At 66.1% G+C, this 16,828-nt stretch carries 17 protein-coding genes and 2 pseudogenes; 15 read left to right on the top strand and 4 right to left on the bottom strand.

The genetic code is table 11. From position 1 onward, the window contains the following. Window positions 1-6 precede the first annotated feature (6 nt). The 4 genes from VML93_RS23710 (at window position 7) to VML93_RS23695 (ending at window position 3,060) form a co-directional block, all read left to right on the top strand. Complete coding sequence (locus tag VML93_RS23710) at window positions 7-1,197, top strand: aminotransferase class I/II-fold pyridoxal phosphate-dependent enzyme (protein WP_325614722.1); 1,191 nt, start codon at window positions 7-9, stop codon at window positions 1,195-1,197. Window positions 1,198-1,232: 35 nt separating this feature from the next. After that, on the top strand, window positions 1,233-1,541 hold the full coding sequence (locus VML93_RS23705; RefSeq protein WP_325614721.1) for a hypothetical protein: 309 nt from the start codon (window positions 1,233-1,235) through the stop codon (window positions 1,539-1,541). An 84-nt stretch (window positions 1,542-1,625) separates the two neighbouring features. After that, window positions 1,626-2,846: a cytochrome P450 gene (locus VML93_RS23700; protein WP_325614720.1), complete on the top strand. Its 1,221-nt coding sequence runs from the start codon at window positions 1,626-1,628 to the stop codon at window positions 2,844-2,846. 52 nt (window positions 2,847-2,898) lie between these two features. After that, window positions 2,899-3,060, top strand: coding sequence for a hypothetical protein (locus VML93_RS23695; RefSeq protein ID WP_325614719.1), 162 nt, complete (start codon window positions 2,899-2,901; stop codon window positions 3,058-3,060). Here the strand turns inward: VML93_RS23695 and VML93_RS23690 are convergent. Then, a complete protein-coding gene (locus VML93_RS23690) occupies window positions 3,053-3,523 on the bottom strand; it encodes a helix-turn-helix domain-containing protein (RefSeq protein ID WP_325614718.1) in 471 nt (156 codons plus the stop codon). The genes VML93_RS23695 and VML93_RS23690 overlap by 8 nt on opposite strands. An 80-nt stretch (window positions 3,524-3,603) precedes the next feature. Between VML93_RS23690 and VML93_RS23685 the strand changes: the two genes are divergently transcribed. The 8 genes from VML93_RS23685 to VML93_RS23650 all read left to right on the top strand — a co-directional run bounded on the left by VML93_RS23685 (window position 3,604) and on the right by VML93_RS23650 (window position 11,120). Beyond that, window positions 3,604-4,734 carry an acyl-CoA dehydrogenase family protein gene (locus VML93_RS23685; protein ID WP_325614717.1) on the top strand — a complete coding sequence of 377 codons (1,131 nt, stop codon included), beginning with the start codon at window positions 3,604-3,606 and terminating at the stop codon, window positions 4,732-4,734. Continuing rightward, window positions 4,731-5,702: an LLM class F420-dependent oxidoreductase gene (locus tag VML93_RS23680; protein ID WP_325614716.1), complete on the top strand. Its 972-nt coding sequence runs from the start codon at window positions 4,731-4,733 to the stop codon at window positions 5,700-5,702. The genes VML93_RS23685 and VML93_RS23680 overlap by 4 nt, the downstream gene beginning before the upstream one ends. Continuing rightward, window positions 5,699-6,715 (top strand): NADP-dependent oxidoreductase, encoded by a 1,017-nt coding sequence (locus VML93_RS23675; protein WP_325614715.1) that lies wholly within the window; start codon window positions 5,699-5,701, stop codon window positions 6,713-6,715. Before VML93_RS23680 ends, VML93_RS23675 begins: the two co-directional genes overlap by 4 nt. A 508-nt stretch (window positions 6,716-7,223) precedes the next feature. After that, the gene (locus VML93_RS23670) at window positions 7,224-8,282 is read left to right on the top strand and encodes a TIGR03617 family F420-dependent LLM class oxidoreductase (RefSeq protein ID WP_325614714.1); all 1,059 of its coding nucleotides are present in this window, start codon (window positions 7,224-7,226) and stop codon (window positions 8,280-8,282) included. A 9-nt stretch (window positions 8,283-8,291) separates the two neighbouring features. Then, window positions 8,292-8,909, top strand: a complete 618-nt coding sequence (locus tag VML93_RS23665) for a helix-turn-helix domain-containing protein (RefSeq protein WP_325614713.1) — start codon at window positions 8,292-8,294, stop codon at window positions 8,907-8,909. 37 nt (window positions 8,910-8,946) lie between these two features. After that, a complete protein-coding gene (locus tag VML93_RS23660) occupies window positions 8,947-9,189 on the top strand; it encodes a hypothetical protein (protein WP_325614712.1) in 243 nt (80 codons plus the stop codon). Next, entirely contained in the window at window positions 9,186-10,007 is an 822-nt protein-coding gene (locus VML93_RS23655; RefSeq protein ID WP_325614711.1) for an SMP-30/gluconolactonase/LRE family protein, read from the top strand. Before VML93_RS23660 ends, VML93_RS23655 begins: the two co-directional genes overlap by 4 nt. A 141-nt stretch (window positions 10,008-10,148) precedes the next feature. Next, window positions 10,149-11,120, top strand: coding sequence for a lytic transglycosylase domain-containing protein (locus VML93_RS23650; RefSeq protein WP_325614710.1), 972 nt, complete (start codon window positions 10,149-10,151; stop codon window positions 11,118-11,120). A gap of 13 nt (window positions 11,121-11,133) precedes the next feature. Here the strand turns inward: VML93_RS23650 and VML93_RS23645 are convergent, their stop codons facing one another. Both VML93_RS23645 and VML93_RS23640 read right to left on the bottom strand, forming a co-directional pair. Beyond that, window positions 11,134-12,774 (bottom strand): FAD-dependent oxidoreductase, encoded by a 1,641-nt coding sequence (locus tag VML93_RS23645; protein WP_325614709.1) that lies wholly within the window; start codon window positions 12,772-12,774, stop codon window positions 11,134-11,136. 162 nt (window positions 12,775-12,936) lie between these two features. After that, on the bottom strand, window positions 12,937-14,346 hold the full coding sequence (locus VML93_RS23640) for a selenium-binding protein SBP56-related protein (protein WP_325614708.1): 1,410 nt from the start codon (window positions 14,344-14,346) through the stop codon (window positions 12,937-12,939). A 224-nt stretch (window positions 14,347-14,570) separates the two neighbouring features. Here VML93_RS23640 and VML93_RS23635 point away from each other — a divergent pair, with 224 nt between their 5' ends. Continuing rightward, a complete protein-coding gene (locus VML93_RS23635) occupies window positions 14,571-15,470 on the top strand; it encodes a DUF808 domain-containing protein (RefSeq protein ID WP_325614707.1) in 900 nt (299 codons plus the stop codon). Then, window positions 15,467-15,766: pseudogene (locus VML93_RS23630) on the top strand (LLM class flavin-dependent oxidoreductase); the annotation flags it as partial. The gene VML93_RS23635 and the pseudogene VML93_RS23630, both read left to right, overlap by 4 nt. 268 nt (window positions 15,767-16,034) lie before the next feature. Here VML93_RS23630 and VML93_RS23625 read toward each other — a convergent pair. After that, on the bottom strand, window positions 16,035-16,208 hold the full coding sequence (locus VML93_RS23625; protein ID WP_325614706.1) for a hypothetical protein: 174 nt from the start codon (window positions 16,206-16,208) through the stop codon (window positions 16,035-16,037). A 110-nt stretch (window positions 16,209-16,318) separates the two neighbouring features. Here VML93_RS23625 and VML93_RS23620 point away from each other — a divergent pair. Beyond that, window positions 16,319-16,828: pseudogene (locus VML93_RS23620) on the top strand (LLM class flavin-dependent oxidoreductase); the annotation flags it as partial.

Below are 16,828 nucleotides of genomic sequence, written 5' to 3'. Positions count from 1 at the left end.
GCGAGTATGGCCGACCCCAGCGACGTGTATGGATTGTCGACCCGAAGCGTCCATGCCGGCGATCATCGCGATCCGCAAGGAGCGATGCACGCTCCGATCTATCCACATTCGACCTTCGCGTTTGCCAGCACCGCTGATCTGCTCGACGTCGTCGAAGGTCGCCAGGCGGGCAATCTGTACACCCGTTACGGGCTCAATCCCACCATCTGCTCGTTGGAGGCCAAGCTGGCTGACTTGGAGGGCAGCGAGCAGGCATTGGCGTTTTCCGCGGGCATGGCGGCCGAAGCGGCCATGTTCCTGGCTCACACCCGGTCCGGTGGGCAGATCGCCTGCATCGGCGACATCTATGGCGGCACGTTCGAGCTGCTGAGCGACAGTCTGCCGCAGCTCGGCATCACTACGACGTTTCTGCGGGCAGACGAGATCGACCGGCTGCCTTACGTTTTGAACAGCAAGACCAGCATCGTGTTTTTCGAAACCCCGTCGAATCCGAGGCTGGAGATCGTCGACATCGCCGCGATCGCCGACCAGGCGCACAGCGCCGGCGCACTGACCGTCGTCGACAACACCTTCGCCACGCCCGTCAACCAGAACCCGTTGCGGCACGGCGCCGACCTCGTCGTGCACTCGGCGACCAAATACCTGGGGGGACATTCCGACCTGACCGCCGGGGCGCTGATGGGCTCGGCGGAACTCCTTGCGCCGGTGGCGGTCTGGCGCAAGAACTTGGGCCAGATGATCGCCCCGGAGGTCGCTTACCAGCTCGCCCGCTCGATTCGCTCGCTGCCGGTGCGGGTGCACCGGCAAAACGAGACCGCCGCGGCGGTGGCCGCGTTCCTGAGCACTCACCCCCGGGTGATCGACGTGCACTATCCCGGCTTGGCCACCGGGCCGGCCAAGACGATCGTCGACAGCCAGATGCGTGGCGGCGGCGGCATGCTCAGCTTCGTTGTGGACGCAACCGCCGAACAAACCGCGGCGTTCGTCGACCGGCTCCAGCTGTTCGGCATCGCGCCCAGCCTGGGCGGCGTGGAGAGCCTGGTCACCCAACCCGTCACCACCAGCCATCACGGATTGACGCCCGAGGAACGGACTCAGCGCGGCATCAGCGACGGCATGGTCCGGCTATCGGTCGGGCTGGAAGACGCCGCCGACCTCATCGCCGACCTCGCCCAGGCCCTGAGGGCGAAAAGGTAACGGCATCGATGCTCGGGCCTGGTTACCATCGAATGATGCTCGGGCCTGTCAAAACGCTTGCAGGTATTGCCCTGGCGGGTACCGTCCTCGTCTCCCTCGTCCTTGCCCCGATCGCGCACGCGGATCGGACGGTCACCGCCAAGGAGGCGTGTGCGGAGGCCATTCCGGGATCGATACCGGTACAGCTGACATTCGAGCTGTCGTGTCAGAATCCCGACGTATGGAGAAGGCAGGGAACGGTCCCGGGGACCGAACCGATGCCTGCCCTGATGGCCCGGGTGTTTCCCGGTTCGTACCGCGTCAACCCGGCCAACCGGTGGTCGGACTGGGTCATTCCCGGGTGATTTCTGCTGGTCCGGGGAGGTGGCCCGGCGGATCTTCGCTGCAAACCTAATATTTGTTCGCCAGACGGTATAGGCTCGGCGGCCATGAGCATGACGACGACCAGCCGCGAGGACAGCACAGACCTGCCGGTCATTCCGAGGCCGCGCGCCGCGAGTTGCCCGTTGGCTCCACCGGCCGAATTCGTCGAATGGCGGAACTCCGCGGGTCTTCGGCGGGTCATGTGGCAAGGTCGGCCCACCTGGGTGATCAGCCGCTACCAGGACATTCGATCGGCCCTGATCGATCCGCGGCTGAGCGCCGACACCATCAAGGCCCGGCTGCGGGCCTCGAGTGCGGACGGCGTGCTTCCGATCATCTTCCCGCGGATCGACGACCCCGAACATAATCGCCTGCGCCGCATGATGACCCGCGACTTCACCGTCAGGCGGACCGAGGCGATGCGACCCCAGATTCAGGAGATGGTCGACGGCTTCCTCGACACGATGATCGAGAAGGGGCCACCCGCCGACCTGGTTCGCGACTTCGCGCTACCGGTCCCGTCGTTGGTGATTTCGTTGTTGCTGGGCGTGCCTTACGGCGACCACGAATTCTTGCAACAGCACAGCACCATCGGGCTCGACTCGCGGTCGTCTGAAGACGAGAAGGCGGCGGCCATCGGTGCGCTCTTCGGCTACATGTTCGAGCTGGCAGCCCTCAAGGAGCGCGAGCCGGGTGACGACCTGATCAGCCGGCTCATCACCGACTTCGTCGCCTCGGGCCAACTCAGCCGGGAGACCGCGGCCATGAACGGCCTGATCCTGCTGCAGGCCGGCCATGAAACCACGGCGAGCATGGTCGCACTGGGAACGGTTGCGCTGCTGCAACATCGGGACGTCTTCGAACGGCTGGGCCAGACCGATGACCCAGCGGTCATCGCGAACTTGGTCGAAGAGCTGATGCGCTATCTCACCATCGTGCACAGTCAGGTGGACCGGGTGGCGATCGAAGATCTCACGATCGGCGGTGAGTTGATCCGCGCCGGCGAATTCGTCCTGATGAACCTGCCCGCCGGCAACTGGGACGCCGAATTCACCGACCATCCAGAAGACCTCGACATCGACCGGAACACCCGAGGGCACTTGGGTTTTGGCTATGGCGTTCACCAATGCATCGGACAGAACCTGGCCCGCGTCGAAATGCAGATCGCGCTTGCCACGTTGGCACGGCGCCTGCCCGGGCTTGCGCTGGCGGTGCCGTTCGAGGATTTGCGATTCCAGAACGAACAGGAAATCTTCGGGATCGAGGAACTGCCCATCACCTGGTAGCAAGCACTGCTACTGCAACGCGACGCCGAGCTCGTCGGCGAACACCCTGATCATGTGCTGCACGCCAATCTCGTTGCGGCACACGGTGATCTCGATCTTCTGCGCGGATCTCGCCGATCGCGGCATCGCCTTCACGCGGCGCGACGACGCGTTCAATGACGAGGCATGGAGCACGCTGCTCGCACAGACTTACCTGATCGGCGCCTTCACGTAGGCCTGGCACTGATGCCCGGCCCGGGTTCGGGCGTCACATTTCGCGCCGTGATCTCCTCGCCGCAATGCGCACAGATCAGGCGCGCATCGATGAGTTCGCCGCAGGCGTTGTGGCGCAACACAATCGGTGGGCCATCTGGGCTCGGCAAGTGTTCGTCGCCCCATCGCATGAGAATGACGATCGCGCCGAAGAGTTCGTGGCCCGCGTCGGTGAGCCGGTACTCGTGACGTTCGGGATCCCGGGAGTAGGGCACCCGGTCGAGCAGACCCACCTCGACGAGCATCCGCAGCCGGGAGGACAGTGTGGGCCGCGGAATGTTGAGGTTGCGCGCCAGCTGACCGAAGCGCTGCACCCCGAAGAAGGCTTCGCGCAGGATAAGCAGCGTCCAGCGCTCGCCGACGAGCTCGAGCGCGCGTCCGACCGATTCCCCTTCGAATCGGTGCGACAGTTCGGCAGGCTCCATAGTTCAGCAACTGTACCCGGTTCAATTCCTGAACCATAGGTGGTAACGTAACTGAACCACCACCGTTACCAGGAGCCGGGATGAATCAAAGCGACACCGAGATCGAGACCCTCGCCGAGAAGATCGCGCTTTCGGCGCGCGAGATGTCGGCCGAGATCGACCGGGAACGGCGCCTTCCCGACGAGCTGCTGGCCCGTCTGAACGAGGCCGGGCTGCTTCGCGCCACCATGCCGCGCGAGGTCGACGCGCTGGAACTGGCGCCCGGACGGGCACTGCGGTGCGCCGAAGCGGTGGCCCGGGGCGACACCTCGGCGGGATGGTGCGTATCGATCGCGATCACCAGCGCCCTGCTCGTCGCCTACCTGCCGGCGTCCAGCCGTGACGAGATGTTCGGCGGCGGAAGGGGTGTCGCGGCCGGGGTGTGGGCGCCGCGCGGCACGGCGCGGTCGGTTGACGGCGGCGTGGTGGTGTCCGGGCGCTGGCCATTCTGCAGTGGCATCAACCACGCCGACATGATGTTCGCCGGTTGCTTCATCGACGATCGGCGGGTGCCGTCCGTCGTCGCGCTGCCCAAAGCCGACCTGCAGGTCCTCGACACCTGGCACACGCTGGGCCTGCGCGGCACCGGCAGCCACGACAGCGTGGCCGAGGACGTCTTCGTGCCCACCGAGCGGGTGCTCTCGGTATTCGACGGACCGGCGCTGGACCGGCCGCTGTATCGCTTTCCGGTGTTCGGATTCTTTGCGCTGTGCATCGGCGCGGCCGCGTTGGGCAATGCGCGCGCCGCGATCGACGACCTCGTCGAGTTGGCCGGCGGAAAGAAGGGGCTGGGCGCGACCCGCACCCTGGCCGAACGTCCGGCGACCCAGGCCGCGGTGGCGACGGCAGAGGCGGCGCTAAGTGCCGCTCGCGCACTGTATTACGAGTCGATCGAGGCGGCCTGGCAGGCCAGCCAGGATCCCGGCGCGGTATCGGTCGCATTGCGCAACCGGCTTCGGCTGGCGGCCACGCACGCGGTACGGACCTCGGCCGACGTGGTGCGCAACATGTACGACCTGGCGGGGGGCAGTGCCATCTACGACACTTCGCCGCTGCAGCGCCGGTTCCGTGACGCGTTCACGGCCACCGCGCACTTCCAGGTCAACGAGGCATCCCGCGAGCTGCCCGGCCGCCTCCTGCTCGACCAGCCCGCCGACGTGTCGATGCTGTGACCGGCCTCGAAGTCGCCCTACCGTTCTGGCTGGACCGGCCCGACGACGAGGCAATGGATGTCGCGCTGGCCGCGTCGGCAGCGGGATTCGACGCGCTGTGGATCGGCGAAATGGCCACCTACGACGCGTTCGCCCTCGCGACCGCGGTCGGACTTCGCGCTCCGGGAATGCCGTTGAAGATCGGGCCGCTGGCCGTCGGCGTGCGCGGCCCGGTGACACTCGCGCTGGGGGTGAGTTCGGTCGCCTCCCTCACCGGCAGCCGCGTAGACCTCGCATTGGGAGCCTCCAGCCCGGCGATCGTGGCCGGCTGGCATGACCGCCGATGGGCGAACCACGTGCCGGTCATGCGCGAAACCATCGAATGCGTGCGACCGATACTGACCGGTGAACGCATCGCCTATACCGGCCGGCACGTCAACTGCCACGGCTTCCGACTGCGTCACGCGTGCCCGGAGACGCGAATTGCGTTGGGGGCGTTCGGCCCTGGCATGATTCGGCTGGCGGCGCAGCAGGCCGACGAGGTCGTGCTCAACCTTGCCTCGCCGGCCCGGGTGGTGCAGGTTCGCGCGGAACTGGAAACTGCCGCCGTCACCGCCAACCGCCCCGCACCGCGTCTGTCGGTCTGGGTGCCGGTCGCGCTGGATCCCGGTGCTGCCGCGCACGCCCAACTGGCGGCTCAGCTGGCCGTGTACCTCGGCCCGCCCGGCTACGGCGAGATGTTCAGCGCGTTGGGTTTCGACGACCTCGTGCGCATGGCCCGGGCCGGCGCGACCCGCCGCGAACTGGCGGCCCGCGTTCCCGTCGAACTGCTCGATCGCGTCTGCGCGTTGGGCACCCCCGATCGAATAGCGGCCAGGCTCAACGCCTACCGCGAAGCGGGCGCCGACTGCGTCGCCGTCGTGCCCGCCACGGCCGAAGACCCGGGAGCACGGATGGTCCTGGGCGCTATCAGAAAAGGTGAATCGTGACGCTTACCAACACCGTGTGCCGACTGGCCGCTCGTCCGGTCGGCCTGCCCACGCCCTCGGACTGGCAGATCGGCGACGAGCCGGCCCCGAGTCCGGCCGACGGCGAGTTCCTGGTGCGGGTCGAGTACTTGTCGGTCGATCCGGCGATGCGCACGTGGATGAACGCCGGGCGGTCGTACGTCCCGCCGGTCGAGATCGGCGAGGTGATGCGCGCCGCCGGCATCGGGCGCGTGATCGACTCGCAGCAACCGGATTTCGCCGTCGGCGACGAGGTGTACGGCACCTTTGGGGTGCAACGGTATGCGCTTTCCGACGGTGCCGGGGTCACTCCGGTCGACACGACTCTCGCGCCCGCTCCGGTACATCTGGGCGCTCTCGGCATCAGCGGGCTGACGGCCTATTTCGGGCTGCTCGACGTCGGTCGGCCGCAGCCGGGCCAGACCGTCGTGGTCTCCGGGGCCGCGGGTTCGGTGGGCAGTATCGCCGGGCAGATCGCGCGGATCAACGGTTGCCGTGCGGTCGGCATCGCCGGCGGGGAGGACAAGTGCCGCTGGCTGGTGGACGAGCTCGGCTTCGACGCCGCCATCGACTACCGAGCAGGTGACCTGCGTAAGCAGCTCAAGATGCACGCCCCCAACGGTATTGACGTCTTCTTCGACAACGTCGGGGGAGAGGTTCTGGAGGCCGCGCTGTCGCGGCTGGCCCGCGGCGCGCGCGTCGTATTATGCGGGGCCGTCTCGCAATACAACGCCGCCGGCGAGCTGCGCGGGCTGACCAACTACATGCAGCTGCTGGTCGCACGAGCATCGATGACCGGCTTCGTGATCTTCGACTACGCCGACCGATACGGCGAAGGCGTTGTGCAGCTGGCGGATTGGCTGCGCAGCGGCGAGTTGCGATCGCGTGAGCAGGTCATCCACGGCGACGTCGGCGACTTTCCCGACGCCCTGTTGGCGCTGTTTCGCGGGGACAACACCGGGAAGCTGGTTCTGGCACTCGATAACGGTTCCTAGCGTCCTGAGTCGCGTCGAAGGTGGGGGATATGCACGCATTTTGGTCGCTTTTCGGGCGGACTGGGTGACCTGGGCTTTTGTCGTGAGCCCAGAGCGTCGCGTGCATACTGAGGGCGTCGGGTCTGCAGCCTGGGCGTTGAGTGTGTACTGACGGCGTTGGCTGTGAACATAGGGCTTTGCGCTTGTACGTAGGGCGGAAATTCGTGCTGATTTCCGCCCAGGCTTCACACCGAAAGCCGAGGCTTCACACCGAAAGCCAAGGTTTCACACCCAACGCCGTCAGGCCGTGAGTCCCACGCGTCACAGGAAATCCGGATGTGTCTTATTAGTGAGCACCACCACTCGCACGGGGTCGTCGCGGTCGGCGGCCACCCGTATACCGTTGTGATCGCTGGCGCGAAGGTGCTCGCTCATCGCATCTCCTCTTGCCAGGCGGCAGCATCGCGCGTTAAAAAAGCAATGGTTTTTTACTACCAGGCCGGTGGCTGATCACGAGGGATGAGGGGGCATGAAGGTACATCTGCAGGTCGACGGATCGCCGGACCAGGTTCGCGAGAGCGCCCGCGAAATCGCCGAGTTGGGGGCCGACGGCGCCTTCTCCTTCGAAGGCCCGCACGACGTTTTCTTCCCGCTCGTGGTGGCCGCAGGGGAGACCGAACTGGCGTTGATGACCAACGTCGCGATCGCCGGGCCGCGCAGTCCGACGCATCTTGCGCACTCCGCCTACGATCTGCAGGTCTACAGCCGCGGCCGGTTTCGGCTTGGCCTGGGTTCACAGATCAGAGCGCACATCGAGAAGCGATACAGCAGCCAGTGGGGCAAGCCGGCGAGCCGGATGGCCGAGACCGTCGCCGCGGTCAAGGCGATCTTCGCGGCCTGGGAAGGCCAGGCGCCGCTGAAGTTCCGGGGCGAGTTCTTCACTCACACGTTGATGCCGCCGACGTTCAATCCGGGCCCCAATCCGTACGGTCCGCCCGCGGTGCTGATGGGAGCGCTGGGACCGGTGATGACCCGCAAGGCAGCCGAAGTGGCCGACGGACTGCTGATCATGCCGTTTCACAGTGCGCGGCACTTGGCCGAGCGGACGTTGCCGGCGGTGTCCGAGGGGTTGCAGCTGTCGGGACGTGCCGACTTCCAGGTGATTGCACAGGCGATGGTCGCCGTCGGCAGCACCGAGGCGAAATTGGCCGCCGCGATCGACGGCGTCGCCACGCTGATCGCGTTCTACGCCTCGACGCCCAACTATCGTCCGGTGCTCGAGGTCGAGGGCTGGGGCGACCTACAGCCACGGCTGAACGCGATGTCCAAGTCGGGTGACTACGCCGGAATGCGCGCGTTGATCACCGACGAGATGGTGCGAACCCTCGGTATTGTCGGCACCCCGCGAGATTGCGTCGCAGAGCTGGAAAGGCGTTTCGGCGCAATCGCATCCGATGTCTGCTGCTATTTCCCGGGTTACACACCTGACGCCGGTGACGTCGCCGCTTTGGTTGACGGGCTGCACAGCCACGGTGTAGCGGGTGTTACCGCTGTGGGAGACGCCGGAACTGACGCCCGTTCGAACTAGCATGTAGCCATGGCCAAGCCGCTGATGCCGGTGGAGGTGATTTACGAGCGTGCGCTGGCCCTTCTCGACGCCGAGGGCTCCAAAGCGTTCACCACGCGACGGCTGGCCACCGAGTTGAAGATCTCGACGGCCACGCTCTACCAGCAGGTCGGGTCCCGAGAAGAACTGATCCGGGCCCTCGTCGGCCGGCATTTGTCACAACTCAAGCTCGACTTCCACGAGCAAGAAGACTGGGAGTCCACGGCGCTGCACTGGTGCATGGCCCTGCACGACGCGCTGCAGGCCCATCCCTACCTCACCGAGCTGATGACCGTCGACGACCGCAACGCAGTGATGTCCTATGTCGACGCATTGGTCAATGCCACACTGCGGGAAGGGATCCCGAAAGGGCTGACGATCGAATGCTGCCGGGCGCTGGTGAACCTCACCATCAACCATTCGATCGTCGAGGTGCGTGGCCTGCACGAACCCAGGCTTTCCCGGACCTCTGCTGCGGAATCGGCGCGTATCGAGAAGAATTTTTCGATGACGGTCGGCTGGATCCTGACCGGAGTGCGCGCCGAGGCAGCTGCCGCCCACCGGTCGAAGGGGAGATCGCGGCGAACGGCGGTCGGCCGGTCGGCCTAGTTTTTAGGCGCAGTACTACGAATCAGGAGCGCGCTGAATGGATTTCTCGGTTGTGGCCCTGTCCGCGGCGGACCAGCAGTTCCTCGAACGGGCGCAACGGTTCTTGGCTACCCATGGCACCGACGACTTACCGCGCCGGGAGCGCGAGACCGGCGGCGGATTTATCGCGGAGTTGCATCTGGCCATGGGCGCCGCGGGTTGGCTGGAGCCGGAGGCGAAAGGCGCCGACGCGCTGGGTCTGGGCCGGCCGGCCTACGCCCCGACCAAGGAGGCGACGTGACGATCGACGTTCTCGCCGACGCCCTGGGATTCACCGAGGGACCGGTGTGCTTGCCGGACAACAGGATCGCCGTGACCTCGATCAGCCATGGCTGTGTCTACGTCGTCGACCCGGCAGGAGGCCCGACGGACCGGATCGACACCGGCGGCGGCCCCAACGGTCTGGCCGTCGGGTCGCAGGGAGAGATCTACGTCGCGCAAAACGGCGGCATCTTCGGCGCTTCCGGTCCCGCCGAGCCGGGCGTGCAGGTGATCCGCGACGGCCGGGTCGACTATCTCGCCGAGGGCATGGACGCACCCAACGACCTCGTGATCGGGCCCGACGGCCGGCTGTGGGTGACCGACACCCGCGCCGAGATCGACTTCTTTCACCCCGACCCGGACCGGCCGGGGTGGGTATGGGCGGTCGACACCGCAACGGGGGCAAAAGAACTGATGCTCGATGCGGGCCCGGTCTTCATCAACGGTTTGGGCTTCAGCCCGGACGGGACGCGACTGTTGGTGACCACGACGTCGGGGGCGCAGGTGTGGAGCTATCGGCTGGGGCCCGCGGGTAGGCCGGACAAAGACTCCGCCGAGGTGCTGTGTGTCTTCGACGGCGGATGGCCGGACGGCATGGCCGTCTGCCCGGACGGAACCGCCTGGGTGGCGCTGACGGGCGGCAACCGACTCGACCTGGTCGACGAACGCGGCCGCATCGTCGATGCCCTACCGATGCCCGACGGTTCACTACCGACGAACGTCTGTCTGGGCACTGCGAACGAGCTGTGGGTAACCGCGTCCTTCCACCAGGCGCTGCTGAGAGTCGGGCTAGGATGACACGGTTGCTGGTCAGCCCGATTTAGGCCGGTGGGCGGCGGTGGCTGGGATAGCTGCGTGCGAGCGGCAGGCCGGACGTCCGTATAGTCGAGCTATCCAGCGCTCGGCACGAGCCGGCCAGTCCACGACGACGGAGAAGTGATGCACCCGACTCCCGCGCATAGATACCGCGTGATGCGTTGCGGCGCAGCGCTTCTCGCGGGCACGATCATATTCGGGCTGGCCGCTTGCGCCCAGCCGGCCAGGTCAGCGACCCGCGCGCCGTCTCCGGTGGCTTCCCGCTCGCCGTCCGCGGTAGCCTCTCCCACGCCGTCTCCGGTCGCGACCACCCTTCGGGCGCAGCCGCCGCTGGCAGCGGACCCCGCGCTGCTCGCCGCCGACCTGGTCTCCGATGAGCAGACGCTGCGCGATCCGTCCGCGTCGGGCGCCGCGCTGGACGCGGCGGCGCGCCGTCAGCAGGCGGCTTACCGCGCGATCGGACGCAACCCCGAGTGGGACCCGGTCGTCCGACCGAAAATCCCGCCGTCGCTCGTCGACACCTACAACCGCAATATCGAGGCGCGTCACCATCTGATCGCCCTGAACGGGGGAGAAGCGAAAGACACCGTGCCCCCCTGGACGATCGTCCCGCCGGCGCCGGCCGACGCGTTGCTCGGTTTCTACCACGAATCCGAGGCGGCCAGCGGCGTCGGCTGGAACTACCTGGCGGCGATCAACCTGGTCGAAACCGGCATGGGCCGCATCGTCGGGTTGAGCACCGCCGGCGCCCAAGGTCCGATGCAGTTCCTGCCCTCGACCTGGGCCGGCTACAGCAACGGCGGCGACATCAACTCGCCGCACGACAGCATCATGGGGGCCGGGCGCTTCCTTTCGGCCAACGGCTTCGCCAACGACCGCGACCGCGCCATCTTCGCGTACAACCACTCGAACCAGTACGTAGCCGCGATCGACGACTACGCCGCGGTGCTGGCCGCCGATCCGGGCGCCTTCGCCGGCTATTACCGGTGGGAGATCTACTACTTCACGACTGCCGGTGACGTGCTGTTGCCGGTCGGGTACGCACAGTCCCAGCGGATTCCGGTAGCCGACTATCTGGCGAGTCACCCGCAGTGAGAATCCACCACGGCTAGCGGGCCAGCTGCAGGTAGCGATGCACCAAGGCGATCGCGATGCCGCCTTCGCCCACTGACGCCGCCACCCGCTTGACCGATCCGGAGCGAATGTCCCCGATCGCGAAAATCCCCGGAGCGCTCGTTTCGAGAGCGAACGGCTCGCGATCGGCGTTCCACTGTCCCGACTTCGTCGCGTCGGTCCCCGTCAACACGAAGCCGTGCTCGTCGCGCGAGATCTCCGAGGGGAGCCAATCGGTCGCAGCTTCCGCGCCGATGAGCACGAAGAGCACCTTGGCATCGCGTCGAGATGTCTTGCCGGTGTGTCGGTCGACGAGCTCGATGGCCTCGAGTCGTTCGTGGCCGTGTGCGGCGACAACCTCGGTTTGTGTTTCCACCCGGATGTTGGCTTTCGTGGCGATCTGCTCGATGAGGTAGCGAGACATGCTCTCGGCGAGCGACTCGCCCCGCACGAGGAGCGTGACCGATCGGGCGTGGTTGGAGAAGAAGACCGCGGCTTGGCCGGCCGAATTGCCCGCGCCGATCAAATACACGTCGTTTCCCTGCGCCAGGCCGGCGTCGCTGCGCGCCGCACCGTAGTAGACACCGGAACCGACGAATCGATCGACCGAATCGACCCGGAGGCGCCGCCACTCCACGCCCATCGCGAGGATGATCGCCCGCGTTCGGAGAACTTCTCCTCCGTCCAGCGTGACGGTCATGTCGGCGGCGTCGATGTCGTGGACCCGACGGGTCACCACGATCTCGGCGCCCAGTCGCCTCGCCTGTTGCAGCGTCCGCGTCGCGAGCTCGTCACCAGAGACGCCGAACGGGAACCCCGTGTAGTTCTCGATCCGAGTTGAGGTGCCGGCCTGCCCGCCGGGGGCGAAGGATTCGATCAGTCCGGTCTGCAGGCCCTCGGAGGCGCCGTTGACCGCCGCCGTCAGTCCCGCCGGCCCGCCGCCCACGATCACCACGTCGTAGTGCTCGCGGCTCGGCGCGACTGTCAGTCCGGCCACGGTGGCGACGGCGCGCATCGTCGGGGAAGTCAGCCGAGTGCCGTCACGCAGCACCACCACCGGGTAACCGCCAGCCCTGCCTTCAGTGCGTGCGAGAGCTGCAGAGTCGTCCGGGTCCAGGCGTTCGTAGGGAATCTGATTGCGGTGCAGGAAGCTATCGCATTCGTGCACTCCCGGGTCGACGCGCGGGCCGATTACGAACATTGCAGGCTCGCGTGTCTGCGCGGTGGCGTTTCTGAGCATGTCCATCCGCTCCAACGCGGCAGCGCCGACCGTTTCGGAGATCTGGGGGGCCATGGCGGCGAGCGTATGGAATACCTCGACGGTCACCTTCAGGACGCGCGACGGTTCGACGGCTCGCATGCTGGCGGGCAACGGCGTGCCGAGGGTCATCGGGACCTCGCCCCCGACTTCGCCTGGCAGCCGAACGCCGATCACCTGCTCGACGCCGTTCACCAGCTTCGTCAGCTCGGCCTTGCCCTCGACCACGATCGCCAGCGACCGGGCTTCGCCCTCGTGGCCTACGTACTCGCCCGGGATGAGGTGGATGTCCTCCACGGCGCCGGCAAGGTATTCCAGTTCCTTGTCTCCCAACGTCGAGAAGAGTGGGATCGTGGCAAGCTCCTCGATAGTGAACATGACTGCCTCCCAGCCTTTTACGCAAGGGTGCCGCTGAATCAGGGGAGCGGCGTCAGGTGCGTGTCGGAATTCTCGATGCAGGAATCGTGCACCGCACACCCGTGGCGGCACATGAGGCATCTGCCCCAAAAGCGTGGGCGATCAGCCTGGGCTGGCAGCCACTCAGCTGGTGTAGCAGTACGAGTCGCTGGACGCGTCGCCGCCCTGCAGCCGGGTTTGATGCACCCGCAGCCCACGGAAAGCGTCGTCGTGCGGAAAGAATCGGACATCGGGGACAAGACCGCCCACCGAGGTGTCGGCGTCCAGCTTGGCCATCCAGGCACCGACGCCGTCTGGATAGAACACCTCGTCCCAGGCCGCGTACAGCGAATTCGTGACATACACGCGGCGGCCGTCTCGGCTGATCTCGATCATCTGCGAGCCGCCGCCCAGCGGCCGGTCCGGAGCCGCTGGATGCGGTGTGCGGTTGACCATCCCTCCGAGCCGAACCGATGCCGTCTCGCGTGGCCGGAATGGGTCGCTGACATCGTATTGCTTGAGTTCTCCTGTGCCCCAACAGGAGACGTAAAGCCAGCGATCGTCGACGGACAGATCGATGTCAGTGACCAACGGAGGCACAGCACCAAAGGGCTTGAGCAACGGTGGCAACGCGTCCGGGTCGGCCGGCTCGGCAGGGATAGTGATCACGTTGTCGGCGGCCCACTGGTCACCGTCCCGGTGCCACAGCCACACCGAGGCCGACAGGTCCTCGGCGTTGATTACTACACCAACGAAGCCCCATGCCTTGGCCGGATCGTGTGCGGGCCGGAGCTCCAGCACCATCTGGTGCTGGTCACCGAGGTCGATACGCTGGGTCAGCTTTCGCCCAGACATGCTCCAGAAGTTCAGGTGGTGTCCGAACTTCCTGCCGAGCAGATCGTCGGGGTTGACCCCGTTCTCGACCATTGCGGGCGTCCCCCACTCCGATGTGATCACGGTGTCGTAATTCAGGTGCCACCACACGTCGTAGGACAGCAATTGCGGTCCGCGGTCGACCTCCCACGGTCCGATGACCTCGAACGTATCGTGATCGATCAGCGCGATGCCGCCGGGACCGTCGTCCCCATTGGGGCCGCCCAGCGCTGACATGAAAATGCCGCCCGATCCACAGTGGACCGTGTGCGGGCGCGAATATCCGGCCTTGGTTGCCAATTCGCTGGCCTGGATTGTGTGCGCCAGCACGGGGCGGCGAGGGTCGGGTTTGGTGTCGAGCACATACGTGGTCGACGAACGGATGCCGGGGACTAGCAGATATCGCCGCTCGATCGCCTCGTGATGGCCATGCCCTTCGTGGCAGAGCGCACTCGAACACGCACTCCAGCCGAAGTGGTGCAGTTCGTTGCCGGCCGTTGGCAGCTCGGCCCAGCCGACGACGCTGCCGTAGGTGTCGGAGTCTGCATCGCAGTCCACCACAACGAGCGCGTCCTTTGCCCGCCCTGCCGGATCGAAAGCGGCGACATAGGCCATCTGCTCGGGCGCGGCCGAGACGGCGGCGGCTGGGCTGCGGTAAAACGTCGGATCTGTTGCAGGCATGATTCCTGCCTCCTCGCGACAATTCGCTGGACCGCCGGCCGGCTGCCCGGCCAGTTGAGGCAGCCAGGGACGCTCTGCTGATTTTTCTCCGCAAATGCCGCGCTGTCTATTCCTCATTCACGTCGACGAATGCTTTCGGGCTCGGCCGTTTGCGTCGCCGGCAAACCTTCATCCGGCGGATCGTGAGCACAGCGGGTAGCCTCCAGCGAAATGTTGGGGACGCGATGAGCGCGGGTCTGTTCGGGCTCCTGGACGACGTCGCGATGTTTGCGCGGCTAACCGCCGCCACCGGCCGCGCGACCGCAAAGGCCGCCGGAGTGGTCATCGACGACACCGCGGTGACGCCGCAGTACATCGACGGGATCGCCGCCGAGCGCGAGTTGCCCATCATCAAACGCATCGCGATCGGCTCGCTGCGCAACAAGCTGCTGTTGATCCTGCCCGCGGCGATGCTGCTCAGCCAGTTCGCGCCGAAGCTGCTGACCCCGATCCTGATGCTGGGCGCCCTCTACCTGTGCTTCGAGGCCGTCGAGAAGATCTGGGGCAGCATCCGTGGTCACGGCGTCCAGGCCGGACCGGCCGATGAGCAGGAGATGGTGACCGGGGCGATCCGCACCGACCTGGTCTTGTCGGCGGAGATCATGGTGATCGCGCTCAACGAGGTGGAAGACCAGGCGTTCGTGCCGCGGCTCGTCATCCTCGTCGTGGTTGCCCTGGTCCTGACCGTGTTGGTGTACGGCGTCGTCGCCGTCATCGTCAAGATGGACGACATCGGCCTTCGCCTGACCCAGACCGCGTCCCGAGTCGGGCAGATCGTCGGCCGGGGCTTGGTGGCCGGGATGCCCAAGGTGCTCTCGGTGCTCTCGGCGGTCGGGAGCCTGGCGATGCTCTGGGTGGGCGGCCACATCCTGCTGGCGGGGGCCAGCCACCTCGGCTGGCGCACCCCGTACGGCTTGCTTCACCACCTCGACGATCAGGCACGCCACGCCGTTCCGTCCGTCGGTGACGTGCTGGCCTGGGTGGTCGATACCGGCGTGTCCGCGGTGGTCGGATTTATCGTCGGGGCCGTGGTCGTCGTGCTCGTGCACCTGGTGTCGTTCCTGCGCCGGCGTCGACGCCAATGAAACTCTCGTTCGCGCTACCGCACATGGTGCGCCTCAAGGTGATGACCCAGCCCTGGGAAAGCGGGGTCACCGGGCCCGACCAGACTCGAATGGTCAAGTGGGCCGATGCGCTGGGCTAAGACATGATCGCGATCCCGGAGCATTTCGTCATCCCCAACGAGCACGTCGAACTTTCCGGTCCGCACTATCTGCAGTCGACCGTCGCCCAGGCCTACATCGCCGGGGCCACCGACAGGATCCGACTCAACTCCTGCGTCACCCTGCTACCGCAGCATCCGATCGTGCTGGCCAAGGCGAGGGTAGGTTTAGCGGTGACATAATCTTGCCGCCCAGGCAGGTGGCTGTCTGCGGACTGTTAGGCGATGACATCGGTGTATCGGAACGATGCAGATCCCTTGCAGCGCAGGGGATTGCGCGCGGTTGCCGGCGGCGGATATGGTCGAGAAGTTCCAACCACAGGACAGTCCCAACCCAACCACGGAACTCCAACGATCGAGGGGGTACACCGTGAGACAACCGGAACTAACCAGCCTCATCGGCCTGCGCGACAGTGACGGCGATCTGCTACACCTCGTTCGCCTCGATCGGGCCAATGGCTCCCGCAGGTATCTGATGGCAATCGGTCAGGAGAGGGTGCTCCTGACTCCCCGCGATCTGGATCGGCTGAGCACCGTCATCCGGTGCGAAGTAGGTGGCCGGAATGATGATCTGAAGGCCGCGTTTAGGTTCCTCGCCCACGCAATCTGGCTCCTGATCTTCTGCGCGGTGTTGTCGCTCCTCGCGTCCGCACTCACCGGGCCATTGTTTGCGTACCCCTGGTCGAACTGAAGTCACTCGGTGAGTGGTCTCCGATTCTTCGGCCAAAGGCGCTCGCCACCGCCGACTGGATGAGCGGCGGCCGGATGATGGTCACTTTCGGAGTCGGATGGCTCAAACCCGAATTCGACCTCCTCGGGGTGCCGTTCCACCGGCGCGGCCGGATCGCCGACGCATATCTGGCGGCGATCATCGAACTGTGGACCAGCCAATCGCCTTGCTTCGCGGGCAGCTACGTGTCGTTTCACGACGTGGCCTTTGAACCCAAACCCGTTCAGAAACCGCATCTTCCAGTGTGGATCGGCGGCGATGCGGATGCCGCGCTCAAGCGCGCAGCCAGATTTGCCTCCGGATGGTGGCCGTTTCTCACCCGCCGGACAAGATCGCCGAGCGGGTCGAGTTCATCAAGAGCCAACCCGGCTACGACGGGCGCCCGTTCGAAGTCATGCGCGGATTGGCCACGACGCGAGTATCTCGATTACGCCCAGTGGGTGATCGAGGAGATCAAACCCAACGTCGGCTAGCGGTCAGACGAAATCCGA

It is taken from the genome of Mycobacterium sp., from assembly GCF_035499775.1.
GTDB lineage: Bacteria > Actinomycetota > Actinomycetes > Mycobacteriales > Mycobacteriaceae > Mycobacterium.
The sequence above is the reverse complement of the archived record's forward strand: the minus strand, read 5'-3'. Positions and strand labels throughout refer to the sequence as shown.

Bases quoted from the DNA above. Each gene is read 5' to 3' on its own strand.
- VML93_RS23710 (WP_325614722.1), top strand. From the start codon at position 7: ATGGCCGACCCCAGCGACGTGTATGGATTGTCGACCCGAAGCGTCCAT.
- VML93_RS23695 (WP_325614719.1), top strand. From the start codon at position 2,899: ATGTGCTGCACGCCAATCTCGTTGCGGCACACGGTGATCTCGATCTTC.
- VML93_RS23645 (WP_325614709.1), bottom strand. From the start codon at position 12,774: ATGTTCACTATCGAGGAGCTTGCCACGATCCCACTCTTCTCGACGTTG.
- VML93_RS23685 (WP_325614717.1), top strand. From the start codon at position 3,604: ATGAATCAAAGCGACACCGAGATCGAGACCCTCGCCGAGAAGATCGCG.
- VML93_RS23705 (WP_325614721.1), top strand. From the start codon at position 1,233: ATGCTCGGGCCTGTCAAAACGCTTGCAGGTATTGCCCTGGCGGGTACC.
- VML93_RS23650 (WP_325614710.1), top strand. From the start codon at position 10,149: ATGCACCCGACTCCCGCGCATAGATACCGCGTGATGCGTTGCGGCGCA.
- VML93_RS23660 (WP_325614712.1), top strand. From the start codon at position 8,947: ATGGATTTCTCGGTTGTGGCCCTGTCCGCGGCGGACCAGCAGTTCCTC.
- VML93_RS23635 (WP_325614707.1), top strand. From the start codon at position 14,571: ATGAGCGCGGGTCTGTTCGGGCTCCTGGACGACGTCGCGATGTTTGCG.
- VML93_RS23670 (WP_325614714.1), top strand. From the start codon at position 7,224: ATGAAGGTACATCTGCAGGTCGACGGATCGCCGGACCAGGTTCGCGAG.
- VML93_RS23690 (WP_325614718.1), bottom strand. From the start codon at position 3,523: ATGGAGCCTGCCGAACTGTCGCACCGATTCGAAGGGGAATCGGTCGGA.
- VML93_RS23700 (WP_325614720.1), top strand. From the start codon at position 1,626: ATGAGCATGACGACGACCAGCCGCGAGGACAGCACAGACCTGCCGGTC.
- VML93_RS23665 (WP_325614713.1), top strand. From the start codon at position 8,292: ATGGCCAAGCCGCTGATGCCGGTGGAGGTGATTTACGAGCGTGCGCTG.
- VML93_RS23640 (WP_325614708.1), bottom strand. From the start codon at position 14,346: ATGCCTGCAACAGATCCGACGTTTTACCGCAGCCCAGCCGCCGCCGTC.